This window comes from Pseudolysinimonas sp. (assembly GCF_044239695.1).
Lineage (GTDB): Bacteria > Actinomycetota > Actinomycetes > Actinomycetales > Microbacteriaceae > Pseudolysinimonas_A.
In genome coordinates this window covers 1-15,543 of the sequence record NZ_JBIIAW010000073.1, presented here as the reverse complement: position 1 = coordinate 15,543, position 15,543 = coordinate 1, and the positions used below count along the sequence as shown (strand labels likewise).

The following is a 15,543-nucleotide window of genomic DNA, read 5'->3' as shown; positions in this document are numbered from 1 at the left end:
GCCTTCACGATGTCGCCGGAGGTGCCGAGACCGCCGTCGGCGATCACGTGCACGTAGCGTCCCCCGGACTCGTCGAGGTAGTCGCGGCGCGCGCCGGCGACGTCCGCGACCGCCGTCGCCATCGGCGCGTGGATGCCGAGGCTCGTGCGGGTCGTCGACGCCGCGCCGCCGCCGAACCCGACGAGCACGCCGGCCGCACCGGTGCGCATGAGGTGCAGAGCCGCGGTGTAGGTGCTCGCGCCGCCGACGATGACCGGCACGTCGAGCTCGTAGATGAACTCCTTGAGGTTGAGCGGCTCGACGCCCTTGCTCACGTGCTCGGCGCTCACCGTGGTGCCGCGGATCACGAACAGGTCGACGCCCGCCTCGACCACGGTCTTGTAGTGCTCCTGGGTCAGCTGCGGACTCAGCGCCCCGGCGACGGGCACCCCGGCCGCCCGGATCTCGGCGATGCGCGACTTCAGCAGCTCGGGTTTGATCGGCTCGGCGTAGATCTCCTGGAGGCGCTTCGTCGCACCCTCCTCTTCGAGCCCGCGGATCTCGGCGAGGACCGTGTCGGCATCCTCGTAGCGGGTCCAGACCCCCTCGAGGTCGAGCACGCCGAGACCACCGAGCCTGCCGATGGCGATGGCACTCGCCGGGCTGACGACCGAGTCCATGGGAGCGGCGAGCACCGGGATGTCGAACGTGAACGCATCGATCGTCCAGGAGACGCTGACATCCCGAGGGTCGCGCGTGCGCCGACTCGGCACGATCGCGATGTCGTCGAACGCGTAGGCACGGCGGGCCCGCTTCGCGCGGCCGATCTCGATGTCGCTCACTCGTCGAGCTTAGGGGCCCGGCCTGGTATCGGGATCAGGCGACGAGGAGGACCAGCACGTGATAAACGGCGTACACCGGCCACACCGCGGCCTGGAGGAGGCCGAGGATGACCCCCCAGAACGACCCATCCGACCGGGAGACGAAGTAGATGGCGGCTCCGATGTAGGCCATCAGGAAGACGACGCCCCACGGCCCGGCCTTCTCCACCACCCTCACGCGTCCGTTGTCCATCACGCCGCTCCCTCGCCCGCCAGCGTCGGGCGGCTGGGCTCGCACATCCTCACGATGAGCACGATGAGGCCGGCGAGCGGCAGCAGGAGCCAGAACAGTTCAGCCCAGGAGCGTCCGGCATCGCGGAGCCGGCGCACCGCCACGGCGAGCGTCGGCACGAGGACGGCGATCGACCACACGGAGGCGAGGCTCGACCCGACGGCGATCGTGCCCTCCGGGGTCACCAGGGTGAAAGCGCCGAGTGCCGAGCTGACGATCGTCGTGAACAGGATGAACCACCAGAACTCGGGTCGCCTCGCTCGACCGGTGAAGTCCGCATACTTGCGGAAGACGGTGGTGACGGCGTCACCGAAGGACATGCTCGCGGGAATCTGCGCGGACGTCGACACGGTTGCAACTCCTCTCACCCGAGGCCGGGTACGCGGGAAGTCAAGCGCGCGGCCGCTCCGCCGCCCAGGGTCGAAGGTCCCGGCGACTCAGCGGGCTCGCGCGACCCGGGACTCGTCCCAGACCGGCTCGTCGGACTCGTAGACCCGGCCGTCGGCCCCGAACACCAGGAACCGGTCGAACGAGCGTGCGAACCAGCGGTCGTGCGTGACGGCGAGCACCGTGCCCTCGAAGCGGTCGAGGGCATCCTGAAGCGCCTCGGCCGAGACCAGGTCGAGGTTGTCGGTCGGCTCGTCGAGCAGCAGCATCGTGGCGCCGCTGAGTTCGAGCAGCAGGATCTGCAGCCGCGCCTGCTGCCCTCCGCTCAGCGACTCGAAGGTCTGCTCGGCCGCCTCGACGAGTCCGTAGCGGTTGAGCGCGCGGCTCGCCTCCTCGCGCCCTTGGCCGGCGCGGTTGTCGTCGCCGCGGAACAGAATCTCGAGCAGCGTGCGCCCCACCAGCTCGGGATGCTCGTGAGCCTGGGCGAACCAGCCGGGCACGACCCGGGCGCCGAGGCGCGCGACACCGCTGTGCGCGACCGGGGCGAGTGTCGCACCGACGGTCGTCAGGTGCCCCGCCCGCGGGTCGGGGTCGCTGCCGCCGAGCGCCAGCAACCGCAGGAAGTGCGACTTGCCCGATCCGTTCGAGCCGAGCACCCCGACGCGCTCCCCGAACCACACCTCGAGGTCGAACGGCGCCATGAGCCCGGTGAGTTCGAGCTGCTCGCAGACGAGCGCGCGGCGGCCGGTGCGCGACCCGCCGAGTCGCATCGCGAGGTTCTGTTCGATCGGCCGCGCTTGCGGCGGACCGGCGTCTTCGAAGCGCCGCAGCCGACTCTGTGCGGCCTGATACGCGGCGGCGAACTTGTCGTTGGCCGCCGCCTTCACCTTCATGTTCGCGACCAGCTGCCGCAGTTTCGCGTGCTGCTCGTCCCACCGGCGTTTGAGTTCGTCGAGCCGGTCCATCCGGGCGCGGCGCGCCTCGTGGTAGCTGCCGAAGCCGCCGCCGTGCGTCCAGGTGGTGTTGCCGGCGAGACCGAGTTCGACGGTGATGATGCGGTCGGCGGCGCGGGCGAGCAGCTCCCGGTCGTGGCTGACCAGCAGCACCGTCTTCTGACTCGCCCGCAACGCGTCCTCGAGCCAGCGCTTGCCCGGCACGTCGAGGTAGTTGTCGGGTTCGTCGAGCAGCAGCACCTGGTCGGGTCCGCGCAGCAGGGCTTCGAGCGCGAGCCGCTTCTGCTCCCCGCCGCTCAGGCTCGTCACCATCCGGTACCTGCATCGCTCGAACGGGATGCCGAGCGCGGCCGTCGTGCACTGGTCCCAGAGCGTCTCCTGCTCGTAGCCGCGGGCGTCGGCGTAGTCGGCGATCGCCGACGCGTAGGCCATCTGGCGCTCGGTCGTCTCCTCCTCGATGAGGGCGTCCTCGGCCGCGTCGAGAGCTCGGGCGGCGTCCCGAATACGCGGCGGCGCGACCGAGATGAGCAGGTCGCGCACCGTGGACTCGTCGCGGAGGTGGCCGACGAACTGGTCCATGACCCCGAGTCCGCCGTCGATCTGCACAACGCCTGCATCCGACTTCACCTCGCCGCGGATGATCTTCAGCAGCGTCGAATTGCCGGCCCCGTTCGCGCCGATGAGGGCGGAGGTCGTGCCCTCGCCCACGCGGAACGACACCTCGTCGAGAAGCGGCCGCCCGTCGGGCAGGGTCAGCGAGACCGCGCTGACGTCGATGTATCCCACGTGCTGCTCCCGGAGGCGTGTCCGCCCGCCGGGTGGCGAGCCGACCAGACTATCGCGCACGCACTTTCCCGCAACTCGGGCGACTTCGGACGCGTGGGGCGTGCGCGCACACCCCGGTTGTCCGAACTCGCCCCGATCAGCGACGACGACGGCTGATCAGCCCGGCCTCCACGAGACGGGACCGCAGCGGTGCACCGCGCCAGGCGTCATCCCAATCCCATCGGGCGACCGTCAGCCCCAGCGCCCGGAGGCGATTCTCGCGTCTCTTCTCGGCGATCACGATGTCGCCAGCACTCCGGCCACGCGCGTACTCGTCGCGGACGTACTTCGCGACGCCGTCGAACTCGCCCACCGTCCGGAACGCCGGCCACCAGAAGTCGACGATGCCGATCGAACCGTGCGCGTCGGCGAACGGGTGCTGGAGCCCCGGAGGCGGGAAACCCAGCTCATGAATGCGGACGCGACTCAGCGACTCACCCGGCGAGCCCGACCGTGCGTCGGCGAACGCGAGCGCGACCTCGGCACGGCGGCTCCCGCGGATGATTCCGCGACGCTCGAGGTCGTCCAGCACGTCGCGCGCGGTGATCGGATGATGGCCGAACGCCCAGTCGAGGATTGCGACGGCTGTGACGAAGGGTTCGGTCAGTGCGACGTCGGCGAGGGTGCGGGTCAGAGTGGTGACCGGGACTCCGTCGATCTCGACGACTCCGCTCGGGGATCCGGTCGCATGCTTTCGGAAGCCATGCTCGGTGCGCGTGCCGCCGCCAGGCGTCGCGACCACGTGCACGAGACCGAGGCTGCTGCCGACGAGCGGGGCGCCGTGCAGCGCCGCCGCCGAGAGGTGGCTGACGACCGGTCGGGTGCGGCTCGAACTCGCCGCCGCGACGACGCGCGCCCGATACCGACCCTCCGCCGAGAGGCCTGCCCACTCGGCCGCATCCATGAAGGCACCCCGATGCGGCCGGACCAACTCACCGCGTTCGGCCCAGCGACGGAGCGTACGAGGGTCGACCTCGGCCCAGGCGGCGTCACGGGTCAGACGGATTTCGGGTGAAGGTTCCATCCCGGCATCGTCGAGCGCGGCGAGGTGAGGCCGATGTCGTGACGGCCCTGTCGGGGCTTTCCGTGCTCGGCCGACCTCGGGAGGACGCACCTCGGGCGAGTTCGGTCTAGGCGGGCGTGCGCGCACGCCCGGCTTGTCCGAACACGCCCCGGATGGCGGGGTTCGGGGCGCTTACGACGAGTAGTTGGGCGCCTCGACGGTCATCTGGATGTCGTGCGGGTGCGACTCCTTCAGCCCGGCCGGGGTGATGCGCACGAACTTGCCGCGGGCCTTCAGCTCCGGGATCGTGCGGGCGCCGACGTAGAACATCGACTGCCGCAGGCCCCCCATCAGCTGGTACACCGTCGCGGCGAGCGATCCGCGGTAGGAGACGCGCCCCTCGATCCCCTCCGCGATGAGCTGCGCGTCGGAGGGGACGTCGGCCTGGAAGTAGCGGTCGCGGGAGTACGCGGTCTTCTTGCCGCGGTCGCTCATCGCCCCGATCGAGCCCATGCCGCGGTAGTTCTTGAACTGCTTGCCGTTGACGTAGATGAGGTCGCCGGGGCTCTCGTCGGTGCCGGCGAGCAGCGAGCCGAGCATGACGGTGTCGGCGCCGGCGACGAGCGCCTTCGCGATGTCGCCCGAGTACTGCAGGCCGCCGTCGGCGATCACCGGCACGCCGGTCTCCCGAGCGGCGAGCGAGGCCTCGTAGACCGCGGTCACCTGCGGCACTCCGACGCCGGCGACGACGCGGGTGGTGCAGATGGAGCCCGGTCCGACGCCGACCTTGATCGCGTCGGCGCCCGCGTCGATGAGCGACTGCGCGCCCGAGCGGGTGGCGACGTTGCCGCCGATCACGTCGATCGCGGCGAACGCCGAGTCGGACTTGAGGCGGCGGATGATGTCGAGCACCCCGGCCGAGTCGCCGTTCGCGGTGTCGACGACGATGACGTCGACACCGGCGTCGCGCAGGGCCCCCGCGCGATCCCAGGCATCCCCGAAGAAGCCGATGGCGGCGCCGACGCGCAGGCGTCCGGCGTCGTCCTTCGTCGCGTTCGGATACTTCTCGCTCTTGTCGAAGTCCTTGACCGTGATGAGGCCGCGCAGCACGCCGTCGGCGTCGACGAGCGGCAGCTTCTCGATCTTGTGCTGCGCGAAGATGGCGACCGCATCATCCGGGTCGATGCCGACCGGAGCGGTGATCAGCGGCATCTTCGTCATGACGTCGCGCACGAGCGTCGACGCCTTCTCGAACGGCGACACGAACCGCATGTCGCGGTTGGTGATGATGCCGACCAGCTTGCCGTCGCCCTCGATGACCGGCAGGCCCGACATGCGGAAGCGACCGCACAGCTCGTCGACCTCCGCCACCGTCGCATCGGGCGTCGTCGTGACCGGGTTGGTGATCATCCCCGACTCGGAGCGCTTGACCTTGTCGACGTGGCTCGCCTGATCCTCGATCGAGAGGTTGCGGTGCAGGATGCCGAGGCCGCCCTGCCGCGCCATCGCGATCGCCATGCGCGACTCGGTGACGGTGTCCATCGCCGACGACAGCAGCGGCGAGTACACGCTGATCCGCTTCGTCAGCCGCGACGCCGTCTCGGCTTCGCTCGGGATGACGTCGGTGTGCCCGGGCAGGAGCATGACGTCGTCGTAGGTGAGTCCGACGAATCCGAAGGGATCGGGCTGGTCCATGGTGTCCTCGCGCGCGTGAGTCGAGTGGATGCGAACCCGGCTGCGTCGTCGAAGACCGGTACTCGATGTTAACGGCTCACGCGCGCGGACATTCCAGCGGGCTCGCCCGCCATCTCACTGTTCGGTAACGCTTGCTCGTCGACGGCTCAGACGTCGCCGCCCAGGTACGCGGCCTTGACCGACGGGTCGACGGCGAGCGCCGGCCCCGTGCCGCTCTTCACGATCTCGCCCGTCTCCAGCACGTGCGCGACGTCGGAGCGCTTGAGCGCCTGGTTCGCGTTCTGTTCGACGAGGAGCACCGTCGTGCCCTGCGACTTGATCTCGTCGATGATCGTGAAGATCTGCTGGATGAGCTTCGGCGCGAGTCCCATCGAGGGCTCGTCGAGGAGCACGAGCTTCGGCCGCGCCATCAGAGCCCGGCCCATCGCGAGCATCTGCTGCTCGCCTCCGGACATCGTCCCCGCCATCTGGCCGATGCGCTCCTCGAGCCGCGGGAAGAGCCCGAACACGCGCTCCATGTCCTGCTGCACGCCGCCCGAACGACGGTCGGTGCGCAGGAGCGCGCCCATGTCGAGATTCTCGCGCACCGTCATGCCCGGGAAGCACCGGCGACCCTCGGGCGACTGGGTGAGCCCCATCTTGACCCGCTCGTAGGGCTTGGAGTTGGTGATGTCCTTGCCGTCGAACACGATCCGGCCGGTTCGCACCGGCCGCAGCCCCGAGATCGTCTTCAGCGTCGTGGTCTTGCCGGCGCCGTTCGCGCCGATGAGGGTCGTGATCGTGCCCTCCTCGACCGAGAACGAGATGTCGCGGATGGCTTCGATGTGTCCGTAGTTGACGGAGAGACCGTCGACCTCAAGAAGCGTCATCGACGTCCTCCTCTTCCACGCCGAGGTACGCGGCGATGACGGCCGGGTCGGCCTGGATCTCGGCCGGGGTGCCTTCGGCGATCTTCTTGCCGAACTCGAGCACGACGACGCGGTCGCAGACGCCCATGACGAGCTTCATGTCGTGCTCGACGAGCAGCACCGTGTTGCCGGCATCCCGGATGTCGCGGATGAGCTGCATGAGCTTCTGCTTCTCGGCCGGGTTGAACCCGGCCGCCGGCTCGTCGAGGCAGATCAGCTTCGGACGGGTGGCGAGCGCCCGGGCGATCTCGAGTCGACGCTGATCGCCGTAGGAGAGATTCGTCGAGAACTCGTCGGCACGGCCCGCGACGCCGACGAACTTCAGCAGCTCGTGAGCGCGCTCCTTCGACTCGCGCTCCGTGCGCCGGAAGTACGGCGTGCGGAAGATCGCGTTGAGGATGCCGACCTTGCTGTGGGCGTCCGCCCCGACGAGCACGTTGTCGAGCGCCGTCATCGACGGGAAGAGACGGATGTTCTGGAAGGTCCGCGCGATCCCGAGCTTGGTGATCTGGTAGCGCTTCTTCTTGCGCAGAACCGTCCCGTCGAACGTGATCGTGCCGCTCGTGGCCTGGTAGACGCCGGTGATGACGTTGAAGGCCGTCGTCTTGCCGGCGCCGTTCGGGCCGATCAGACCGAGGATCTCGCCCGGCTTGATGTCGAAGCTGACATTGTCGAGCGCGACGACCCCACCGAACTTGATCGTGAGCTGATCGATGTCGAGGATCGCCGTGCCCGCTGTCTGCTCCTCGGGGGTGGCGAGCGTGGTGTCAGACAACGGGAACCTCCGAGTGCGCCTCTTTCGCAGCTTGTCGCGCCGCGCGCTTGGCCCGTCGCGCGCTGTAGTTCGGGAACAGCCCCTGCGGACGGAAGCTGACGATCAGCACGAGGGCGATGCCGAAGAACCACAGGCGGAAGTCCTCGAGTTCGCGGAATCGCTCCGGCAGATAGGCGACGATGACGGCGCCGATGATCGCGCCCCATCGGTTGCCCGAGCCGCCGATCACGACGGCCGCGACGAACAGCATCGACAGGTTGGCCGGGAACGAGATCGGGTTGATGTAGCCGGCCTTGGCCGCGAACAGCGCCCCGGCGAGGCCGCCGATGAACGCGCCGGAGGCGAAGGCGAGCAGCTTGAACTTGAAGGTCGGCACGCCCATGATCTCGGCGGCGTCCTCGTCTTCACGGGTCGCCTCCCACATCCGGCCGACGCGACTCTTCTTGACCAGCCGTTCCAGGAAGATCACGATGATGAGCGCCGTGAGCGCGAGCCAGAAGTACGGCGTCGCGTCGAGCACGCCGAAGACGAGGAACTTCGTCTCGCGGTTGAGGTTGAGCAGCGGCGTGAGCCCGTCCCAGGCGAGGTGCGGGATCGCGAAGAGGCCGTCCGGTGCCCCGATGCTCTGCGGCGACGGGATCGAACGGATGCCGCTCGTGCCGCCCAGCCACTCGGTGTTGCGGATCGTGATGCGGATGATCTCACCGAAGCCCAGGGTGACGATCGCGAGGTAGTCGCCGCGCACCCGGAGGGTCGGCGCGCCGAGGAGGACGCCGGTGAGCAGCGTCACCGCCATCGCGATCGGGAGCACCAGCAGGAACGGCCAGGCGAAGTGGTACACCGTCAGCAGGCCGACGACGTAGGCACCGGTCGCGTAGAACCCGACGTAACCGAGGTCGAGCAGACCCGCGTAGCCGGTGACGATGTTGAGCCCGACCGCCACGATCGCGTAGATGGTGACGGTGAACAGCACGTTCGGGAAGTCGCTCTCCGGCGTGGAGATGATCGGCGGGTTGAGGATCGGCAGCATGTAGGCCAGCAGCACGCCGAGCACGATGAGCGGGACCTTGATCGGCTTGCGTCCGAGGGTCACGCCGACCGGGTGGAGGCGATCGCCGATGCGCTCCCCGGTCGAGGTCAGGAATTCCGTGAGGCGCTTCATGCGCGGGCCCTTCCGAGCGACTGGCCGAGCAGACCGTTGGGTCGGACGAGCAGGATCAGGACGAGGAGCACGAAGGCGACGACATCCTTCCACTGAGTTCCGAACAGGGCGGATCCGTAGTTCTCGGCGATCCCGAGCAGCAGCCCGCCGAGCAGGGCGCCGCGCAGGTTGCCGATCCCGCCGAGCACCGCCGCGGTGAAGGCCTTGATGCCCAGTACGACACCGATGTCGAACGAGGTCTGACCGGTCTTGATCATGAACAGCACCGCCGCGACACCCGCCATGAGACCGCCGATGAGGAAGGTCTTGTTGACGACGCTCGTCGAGTTTGCGCCCATCAGCGCGGCCGCTTCGGGGTCCTGGGCGACAGCCCGGATCTCGCGGCCGAGTCGCGTGCGACGGATGAAGAAGTCGAGCCCGACCATCATGATGAGGGCCGCGACGATGACCGTGACGTCGGTGTCGCGCACGCGGAACTCGCCGATCATGAACAGCGTCGTCGGCTGGATCTCGAACGGCAGGCGCGTCGGGCCGCGCGGGTTGTTGAGGTAATCGGCCAAGAGGGTCGTCAGGTCGACGCTGCCGCCGAAGAGGCCCGCGATGCCGTTGAGCAGACCGCTGATCGCCTCGACGATCCGGTCGCGGATGCCCATCGTCTCGGAGAGGACGAACGAGGCGCCGATCGCGGAAATGAGGACGATGTAGCTGAGGGCGCGCTTGCGGACGAGCCGGCGATACGCGACCCGCTCGACGAGCATCGCCAGCCCGCCGGTCGTACTGGCCGCCACGACGAGGGCGAGGAGCAGGAAGGGCAGTGCGGTGAGCAGCGTCCCGGTGGAATTGGCCCCGAGCAGGATGAACAGCCAGGCGACCACGAAGGTGCCCCACATGAAGACATCCGCGTGGGCGAAGTTGATGAGCTGCAGCACACCGTAGACGAGCGTGTAGCCGAGCGCGATGAGCGCGTAGACCGAGCCGAGCACGAGGCCGGTGACGCTCAATTCGACGAAGTTGTCGAAGAGGAAGGAGAAGTCCAAGAGGGTGGCTCTCGATCAGGTCCAGGTCGCTCGTCGACCTGGATCGGGGTGGCTGCTCCGCGCTGCGGTCGGGTCCGACGAGGACCCGACCGCAGACGAAGACTGTCCAGTGGAGATCGGGATCCCAGGGGATCCCGATCTCCGAACCGGATTACTCGGCCGGGCCGCCGTAGACGGCGACGCCGTCTTCGACCGTGTAGTAGTACACGCCCGACGCGCCGTCGATCTCACCCGCGGAGGTGAACTTGATCTGCTTGGTCAGGCCCTCCGCGTCGTAGTTCGTGACCCACTCGAGGAGGTCGGCGCGGGTCGTGTTGCCCTCGCCGATGCCGGAGAGCAGCACCCACGCGGCGTCGTACGCCTCGAGGGTGTACGCGCCGATCTCGCCCTTGTCGCCGTCGAGGGCGTCCCACTTGGCCGTGAAGTCCGCACCGGCGTCGAGGATGCCGGGGAACGTGAGGATCGAGCCCTCGACGAAGTCGCCGGCGCCCAGGAACGCGGCGTCGACGGTGCCGTCGCCCGAGAGGAAGTCACCCTCGTAGCCCGCGTTGCGGAGCTGCTGGAGCAGCAGCGCGGCCTCCGGGGCGTAGCCGGCGTAGTAGATCGCCTCGGCGCCCGAGGAGTTGATCCGCGCGACGGTCGCCGAGAAGTCGGTGTCGCCGACCTGGACCTTGTCGGTGCCGACCGGGGCCGTGCCGAGCGCGCCGATGATCTCGTTGCCGAGACCCACGCCGTAGTCGCTCGAGTCGTCGACGACGAAGATCGACGTGTAGCCGAGGGTGTTCTCCATCAGCGCGGCGGCCGCGGGGCCCTGCGCCGAGTCGGGCGCGACGACGCGGAAGAACGTCGGCCAGCCCTCCTCGGAGATGGTCGGGTTGGTGGCCGACATCGAGACGGTCACGAGGCCCGCCTCGGCGTACGCCGCGCCGGTGGCGAGGGTCTCGCCCGAGAACGCAGGGCCGGTGAGGCCGAGGACGGCCTCGTCGTTGATCAGGTCGGTGGCCACGGTCGGCGCCTGCGCGGGGTCGCCCTGCGTGTCGGCGTAGACGACGTCGATGGTCGGGCCGTCGGGGTACGCCTCGGCGTAGTCGGCGAGCGCGACCTCGATGCCGGCGGTGGCGTACGAGCCGTACGCGGCGTTGTCACCGGTCAGCGGGCCCTGGTAGGCGATCGAGAACGCTTCGCCGCTGCCGCCGCCGGTGTCGCCACCGGTCGTGCCGCACGCGCTGAGCGCGAGGACGGCGGTGAGGCCGACCGCCGCAGCGACCGTGACCTTCTTGAATCCCTGCATGGGGTTCACCTTTTCTCTTGGAATGTGACTGTTGGGTCTTGGCTGCACACGCTTCGGGCGAGCCCGGAGCCACCTGGACGTGGCGAGAGAAAGAAACCCTCCCGACGCTGCGCAGGTTGGCTTGGACACTACCAAAGCGGGTGCGATTTCCCCGACGGTACGGGACATTTGTTTCGCTTGGATTTCGAAGTTGAAACAATGACGCCGAAAGGCGAAAACAGTCAGCCGACGACGAAAGACTGCCGCGCGTACTTGTTCTCGCCGTTGTAGGCGACGACGACGTATCCGCCGCGCTCCGGATCGCCGTCGGCGTCGAGATTCACGGAGCCGCTGATCCCGTCGTAGTCGATGTCGGGCTGGGTCGTCAGCACGTCGGCGCACTCGCCGAAACTGGTGCACTTGATGCCGTCCACGGAAGCCGCGCGCAGCATCCGGACGATGGATGCCCCCCCGTCGTCGCCCGCCAGCACGGCCGCGAGCGCGGCGAGCACGGTCGCGTCGTACGCCTCGGCGGCGTAGCGGAAGTCGATGACGCCCGGATCCTCCTGCTTGATCTTCGCCTGGAATGCCGCGTCGGCTTCGGCGCCGTCCAGGAGCCCGTTGACCCCGTTGAGGAGACCGCCGGGCAGCGCCTGCGAGTAGTCGGCGAGGTTCCCGGTGGTGAGCCAGAGCTTCGCGCCACCGACGCCGGCCGCGGTCAGCGCGGAGATGAGGGCCTTGGTCTGGTCGCCGTTGTCGGGAGTGGCGAGCACGACGGCATCCGGCTTCGCGTCGGTTACCGCCTCGATCGCTTCGGCGATGGCCTCCGCGTCGGCATCGGACGCGATCTCGACGGCTTCGAGCTCGATCTCGGAGCCCTCCAGCGCGGTCGCGAGCGCGGCGGCGAGCGTGGCGCCGGGGTCGTCGTCGCGATACACGATCGCGGCCGTGGCGACATCGCGCGCGACGAACTGGTCGGCGAGCACGATGGCCTGGTGCGGGGAGGACGCGATCGTCCGGAAGAAGATGTCGCCCTCGTCGAGCGCCGTCAGCTGCGGGTAGGTCGCCGCCGGCGAGATCAGGGGGATGTCGGCGTCCGCCGCGAGGTCGAGCAGCCGCTGAGAGAGCACCGACGACGACGGGCCGATCACGACGTCGACGCCCTCGGCGACGAGTTCGGCGAACGAGGTCTCGACGGTCTCGGTCGACGCGTCGCCGGAGTTGCGGTTGACGACCACGACGGGCGCGCCGTTGACGCCGCCGGCCGCGTTGATCTCCCGCACCGCGGCGTTGACGCCCGCGACCTGGGCGGGTCCGATGAAGGCGACGCCGCCGCTCGACGGGAAGAGCGTGCCGATCTTCAGCACACCGTCGCCCGTCGGAGTCGGCGTGGGGGTAGGAGTCGGCGTCGGCGTCGGCGTGGAGCCGCACCCGGCGAGGGCGGCCAGCGCGACGACGACGACCGCCGCCACGGCGGTGCGGGCGAACTGACGCGGCATCCGGACTCCTCGTTCTCAGGACCCGGCCACCCTAGCGGGCGCTCAGACCCGCTCGAGGGAGGCGCGACGAGGGGGACGGGCCGCGACGATCATGTCGGTCATCAGCACGACGAGGGAGACCCAGACGAGGGCGAAGCCGATCCACCGCTCCGGCGGCATCGACTCCCCCAGCACGAGCCAGCCGAGCAGGAACTGGAGCACCGGCGCGAGGAACTGGGTCATCCCGAGAGCCACGAGCGGGATGCGTCGCGCGCCCGACGCGAACAGCAGCAGCGGGACCGTCGTCGCCACGCCCGCGAGCAGGAGCGCGACCATGTGCCAGGGGCCGTGCTGCCCGAACTGGAGGCCACCGCCGATGGTCGCGACGAGGACGAGCTGCAGGATCGCCACCGGGGTGAGCCACGCGGTCTCGAGCGTGAGACCGCCGACGGCGTCGACTGATCGCCCGACGACGCGCTTGATCAGGCCGTAGGCGCCGAAGCTGAACGCGAGCACGAGCGCGATCCAGGGCACCGAACCGTAGCCGATGACGATCACCAGGATGGCGACGAACGCGATCGCCAGCGCCGCCCACTGCGCGGGACGCACCTTCTCGCGCAGCACGAGCACCCCGAGCAGCACCGTCACGATGGGGTTGATGAAGTAGCCGAGCGACCCCTCGAGCACGTGGCCGTTGAGCGCCGCGAAGATGTAGACCTGCCAGTTCACGTAGATCGCGACGCCGGCGAGCGCCATGAACAACACGGTGCGTCGATCGCGCAGCAGCTCGCCGAAGCGGCTCCAGCCGCGCGTCACGGTGATGAGGAGCGCGCAGAAGATCAGCGACATCAGGATGCGGAAGGCCACGACCTCGAACGCTCCCGCCGGCAGCAGGAGGAGGAAGTAGAGCGGGAGGATGCCCCAGAGCCCGTAGGCGGCGACCGCATAGACGAATCCCGACCGGCTCTGCAGAGGAGGGGCCGGTCGCACCTGATTCACGGTACTCCCGAAATGGAGAAGGCCCCGCCGGATCGGCGGGGCCTTCTCACGTGCTGAGGATCGGGTCAGCCGATCACGGCGAGCACGTCGCGAGCCGACAGCACGAGCAGGTCGTCGCCGCCGTACTTCACCTCGGTGCCGCCGTACTTGGAGTAGATGACCTTGTCGCCGACCTTGACGTCGAGCGGGACGCGGTTGCCGTTGTCGTCGATCCGACCGGGTCCGACCGCGACGACTTCACCCTCCTGGGGCTTCTCCTTCGCGGTGTCCGGGATCACGAGACCCGACGCGGTGACCTGCTCGGCGTCGACCTGCTTGATGACGATGCGATCCTCGAGCGGCTTGATGGAGACCGACACGTGTGACCTCTTTCTGAAAATTCTGGGGTTGGCACACTCCGACTGAGAGTGCCAGAGACCACCATAGCGTTTCGTTAGCAGTCGTTCAATGCGAGTGCCAGCCCCGATCCCGTCCCGCCGGGGGAAGATGGCCACATGGATGTCGACGACCTGCGCCGACTGCTCTCCGCCGAGGGGCTGCAGCTGCTCGACGAGGTCGGTGATCTGTCCTCGGGAACCGACATCGTGCGCACGGTCTCGCGACTGCGGGCCGCGGGGTACGACGGAGGCCTCGTCGCCGCGGTCCTCGAGCAGGCGCGCCTGCGGTCACGGGCGCGGGCGAAGTTCGGCGACTTCGCCGACCGGATGCTCTTCACCCCGTCCGGACTCGAACAGGCCACCCGTCTGCGCGTCGCCGCCCTGCACGCCGGACGCTTCGCCGAGGCGGGGATCGACGTCGTCGCCGACCTCGGCTGCGGGATCGGTGCCGATGCGCTCGCGATCGCCGCCCTCGACCTCGGCGTCGTCGCGGTCGAACGCGACGAACTGACCGCGGCCGTCGCGGCGTTCAACCTGGCGCCGTTCCCCTCGGCGCGCGTCGAACTGGGAGACGCGCAGGAGACCGACCTCGCGGGTGTCGGAGGCGTCTGGCTCGACCCCGCCCGACGCGAGGGGGCCACCCGCCTGAAGGATCCGGGCGACTGGTCCCCGTCGCTCGACTGGACGTTCGCGCTGGCGGAGCGGATGGCGGCCGGCATCAAGCTCGGACCGGGCATCGACCGCGCCCTCATTCCCGACGGGCTCGAGGCGCAGTGGATCTCGGTCGACCGCGAGGTCGTCGAGCTCGTGCTCTGGTCGGGCGCGCTCGCCCGCCCCGGGATCCGACGCGGCGCGCTCGTGCTGGGTCCCTCCGGAGTGGCCGAGCTCACCGCTCCCGCCGACTCCCCCGACGCCGAGACCGGCGGGCTCGGCGGGTACCTCGTCGAGCCCGACGGCGCCGTCATCCGCGCCCGGCTGATCGGCGACCTCGCCCGGAGCCTCGGCGGACGGATGATCGACCCGACGATCGCCTGGATCACGACCGACGAACCCGCATCCACCGCCTTCGGTCAGGCGTTCCGGGTGCTCGAGCGATTCCCCCTCGACGTCAAGACGCTCAAACGGGAGTTGTCGGCTCGGGAGATCGGCACTCTCGAGATCAAGAAGCGCGGCGTCGACATCGACCCCGCGCAGTTCCGCACGAAGCTCGCACTGTCCGGCGCGCGGAGTGCGACGCTCGTGCTGACTCGGGTCGCCGGCGCACGCGCCGCGCTCCTCGTCGAACGGCTCTGAGCCGTCAGGCCGCCGAGACGCCGGCCGTGGTGAGGAGCACGCCGAAGAACGCGAGGTAGATGATCGCGAACACGATCCAGACGACGACGGCGAGCACGGCGACGCCGCTGAGGACGTAGCCGATGATGAGCCCGGCCAGCGCCATCTCGCGACCCGACTCGCCCGTGCGTTTGATCTGGCTGAGCGCCAGGTGGCCGCAGACGATGCCGCCGATCGAGACGACGAACGAGAGCACGAGCGCCACGATCGCGAGGGTGTTGACGGGCGGGGCGTAGCCCGGGATCGACGG

Annotated in this window: 16 protein-coding genes; 1 reads left to right on the top strand and 15 read right to left on the bottom strand. The window is 69.3% G+C overall.

What is annotated here, in order from left to right:
- The 14 genes from ACILQS_RS11470 to groES form a co-directional block, all read right to left on the bottom strand.
- On the bottom strand, nucleotides 1-821 hold an 821-nt coding region (locus tag ACILQS_RS11470; protein ID WP_395640261.1), incomplete at its 3' end, for a GuaB3 family IMP dehydrogenase-related protein.
- A 34-nt stretch (nucleotides 822-855) separates the two neighbouring features.
- Complete coding sequence (locus ACILQS_RS11465) at nucleotides 856-1,053, bottom strand: hypothetical protein (RefSeq protein WP_395640260.1); 198 nt, start codon at nucleotides 1,051-1,053, stop codon at nucleotides 856-858.
- Nucleotides 1,053-1,412 (bottom strand): DUF805 domain-containing protein, encoded by a 360-nt coding sequence (locus ACILQS_RS11460; RefSeq protein WP_395640259.1) that lies wholly within the window; start codon nucleotides 1,410-1,412, stop codon nucleotides 1,053-1,055. The genes ACILQS_RS11465 and ACILQS_RS11460 overlap by 1 nt, the downstream gene beginning before the upstream one ends.
- A gap of 117 nt (nucleotides 1,413-1,529) precedes the next feature.
- Entirely contained in the window at nucleotides 1,530-3,218 is a 1,689-nt protein-coding gene (locus tag ACILQS_RS11455; protein ID WP_395640258.1) for an ABC-F family ATP-binding cassette domain-containing protein, read from the bottom strand.
- Nucleotides 3,219-3,354: 136 nt separating this feature from the next.
- The gene (locus tag ACILQS_RS11450) at nucleotides 3,355-4,281 is read right to left on the bottom strand and encodes a hypothetical protein (RefSeq protein WP_395640257.1); all 927 of its coding nucleotides are present in this window, start codon (nucleotides 4,279-4,281) and stop codon (nucleotides 3,355-3,357) included.
- A gap of 171 nt (nucleotides 4,282-4,452) precedes the next feature.
- Complete coding sequence (gene guaB, locus ACILQS_RS11445; RefSeq protein ID WP_395640256.1) at nucleotides 4,453-5,955, bottom strand: IMP dehydrogenase; 1,503 nt, start codon at nucleotides 5,953-5,955, stop codon at nucleotides 4,453-4,455.
- A 146-nt stretch (nucleotides 5,956-6,101) separates the two neighbouring features.
- Nucleotides 6,102-6,824 carry an ABC transporter ATP-binding protein gene (locus tag ACILQS_RS11440; RefSeq protein WP_395640255.1) on the bottom strand — a complete coding sequence of 241 codons (723 nt, stop codon included), beginning with the start codon at nucleotides 6,822-6,824 and terminating at the stop codon, nucleotides 6,102-6,104.
- Nucleotides 6,811-7,638, bottom strand: coding sequence for an ABC transporter ATP-binding protein (locus tag ACILQS_RS11435; protein ID WP_395640254.1), 828 nt, complete (start codon nucleotides 7,636-7,638; stop codon nucleotides 6,811-6,813). The genes ACILQS_RS11440 and ACILQS_RS11435 overlap by 14 nt, the downstream gene beginning before the upstream one ends.
- Nucleotides 7,631-8,800 (bottom strand): branched-chain amino acid ABC transporter permease, encoded by a 1,170-nt coding sequence (locus ACILQS_RS11430; RefSeq protein ID WP_395640253.1) that lies wholly within the window; start codon nucleotides 8,798-8,800, stop codon nucleotides 7,631-7,633. The genes ACILQS_RS11435 and ACILQS_RS11430 overlap by 8 nt, the downstream gene beginning before the upstream one ends.
- Nucleotides 8,797-9,837: a branched-chain amino acid ABC transporter permease gene (locus tag ACILQS_RS11425; protein WP_395640252.1), complete on the bottom strand. Its 1,041-nt coding sequence runs from the start codon at nucleotides 9,835-9,837 to the stop codon at nucleotides 8,797-8,799. The genes ACILQS_RS11430 and ACILQS_RS11425 overlap by 4 nt, the downstream gene beginning before the upstream one ends.
- Before the next feature lie 151 nt (nucleotides 9,838-9,988).
- On the bottom strand, nucleotides 9,989-11,128 hold the full coding sequence (locus ACILQS_RS11420) for a branched-chain amino acid ABC transporter substrate-binding protein (protein WP_395640251.1): 1,140 nt from the start codon (nucleotides 11,126-11,128) through the stop codon (nucleotides 9,989-9,991).
- A 221-nt stretch (nucleotides 11,129-11,349) separates the two neighbouring features.
- Nucleotides 11,350-12,606 (bottom strand): ABC transporter substrate-binding protein, encoded by a 1,257-nt coding sequence (locus ACILQS_RS11415; protein ID WP_395640250.1) that lies wholly within the window; start codon nucleotides 12,604-12,606, stop codon nucleotides 11,350-11,352.
- A 42-nt stretch (nucleotides 12,607-12,648) separates the two neighbouring features.
- A complete protein-coding gene (gene rarD, locus ACILQS_RS11410; protein WP_395640249.1) occupies nucleotides 12,649-13,575 on the bottom strand; it encodes an EamA family transporter RarD in 927 nt (308 codons plus the stop codon).
- A gap of 74 nt (nucleotides 13,576-13,649) precedes the next feature.
- Entirely contained in the window at nucleotides 13,650-13,943 is a 294-nt protein-coding gene (groES, locus tag ACILQS_RS11405; protein ID WP_395640248.1) for a co-chaperone GroES, read from the bottom strand.
- A gap of 135 nt (nucleotides 13,944-14,078) precedes the next feature.
- Between groES and ACILQS_RS11400 the strand changes: the two genes are divergently transcribed.
- On the top strand, nucleotides 14,079-15,254 hold the full coding sequence (locus tag ACILQS_RS11400; protein ID WP_395640247.1) for an SAM-dependent methyltransferase: 1,176 nt from the start codon (nucleotides 14,079-14,081) through the stop codon (nucleotides 15,252-15,254).
- A 4-nt stretch (nucleotides 15,255-15,258) separates the two neighbouring features.
- Here the strand turns inward: ACILQS_RS11400 and ACILQS_RS11395 are convergent.
- A partial coding sequence (locus tag ACILQS_RS11395; RefSeq protein WP_395640246.1) for a DUF4190 domain-containing protein occupies nucleotides 15,259-15,543 on the bottom strand: 285 nt, incomplete at its 5' end.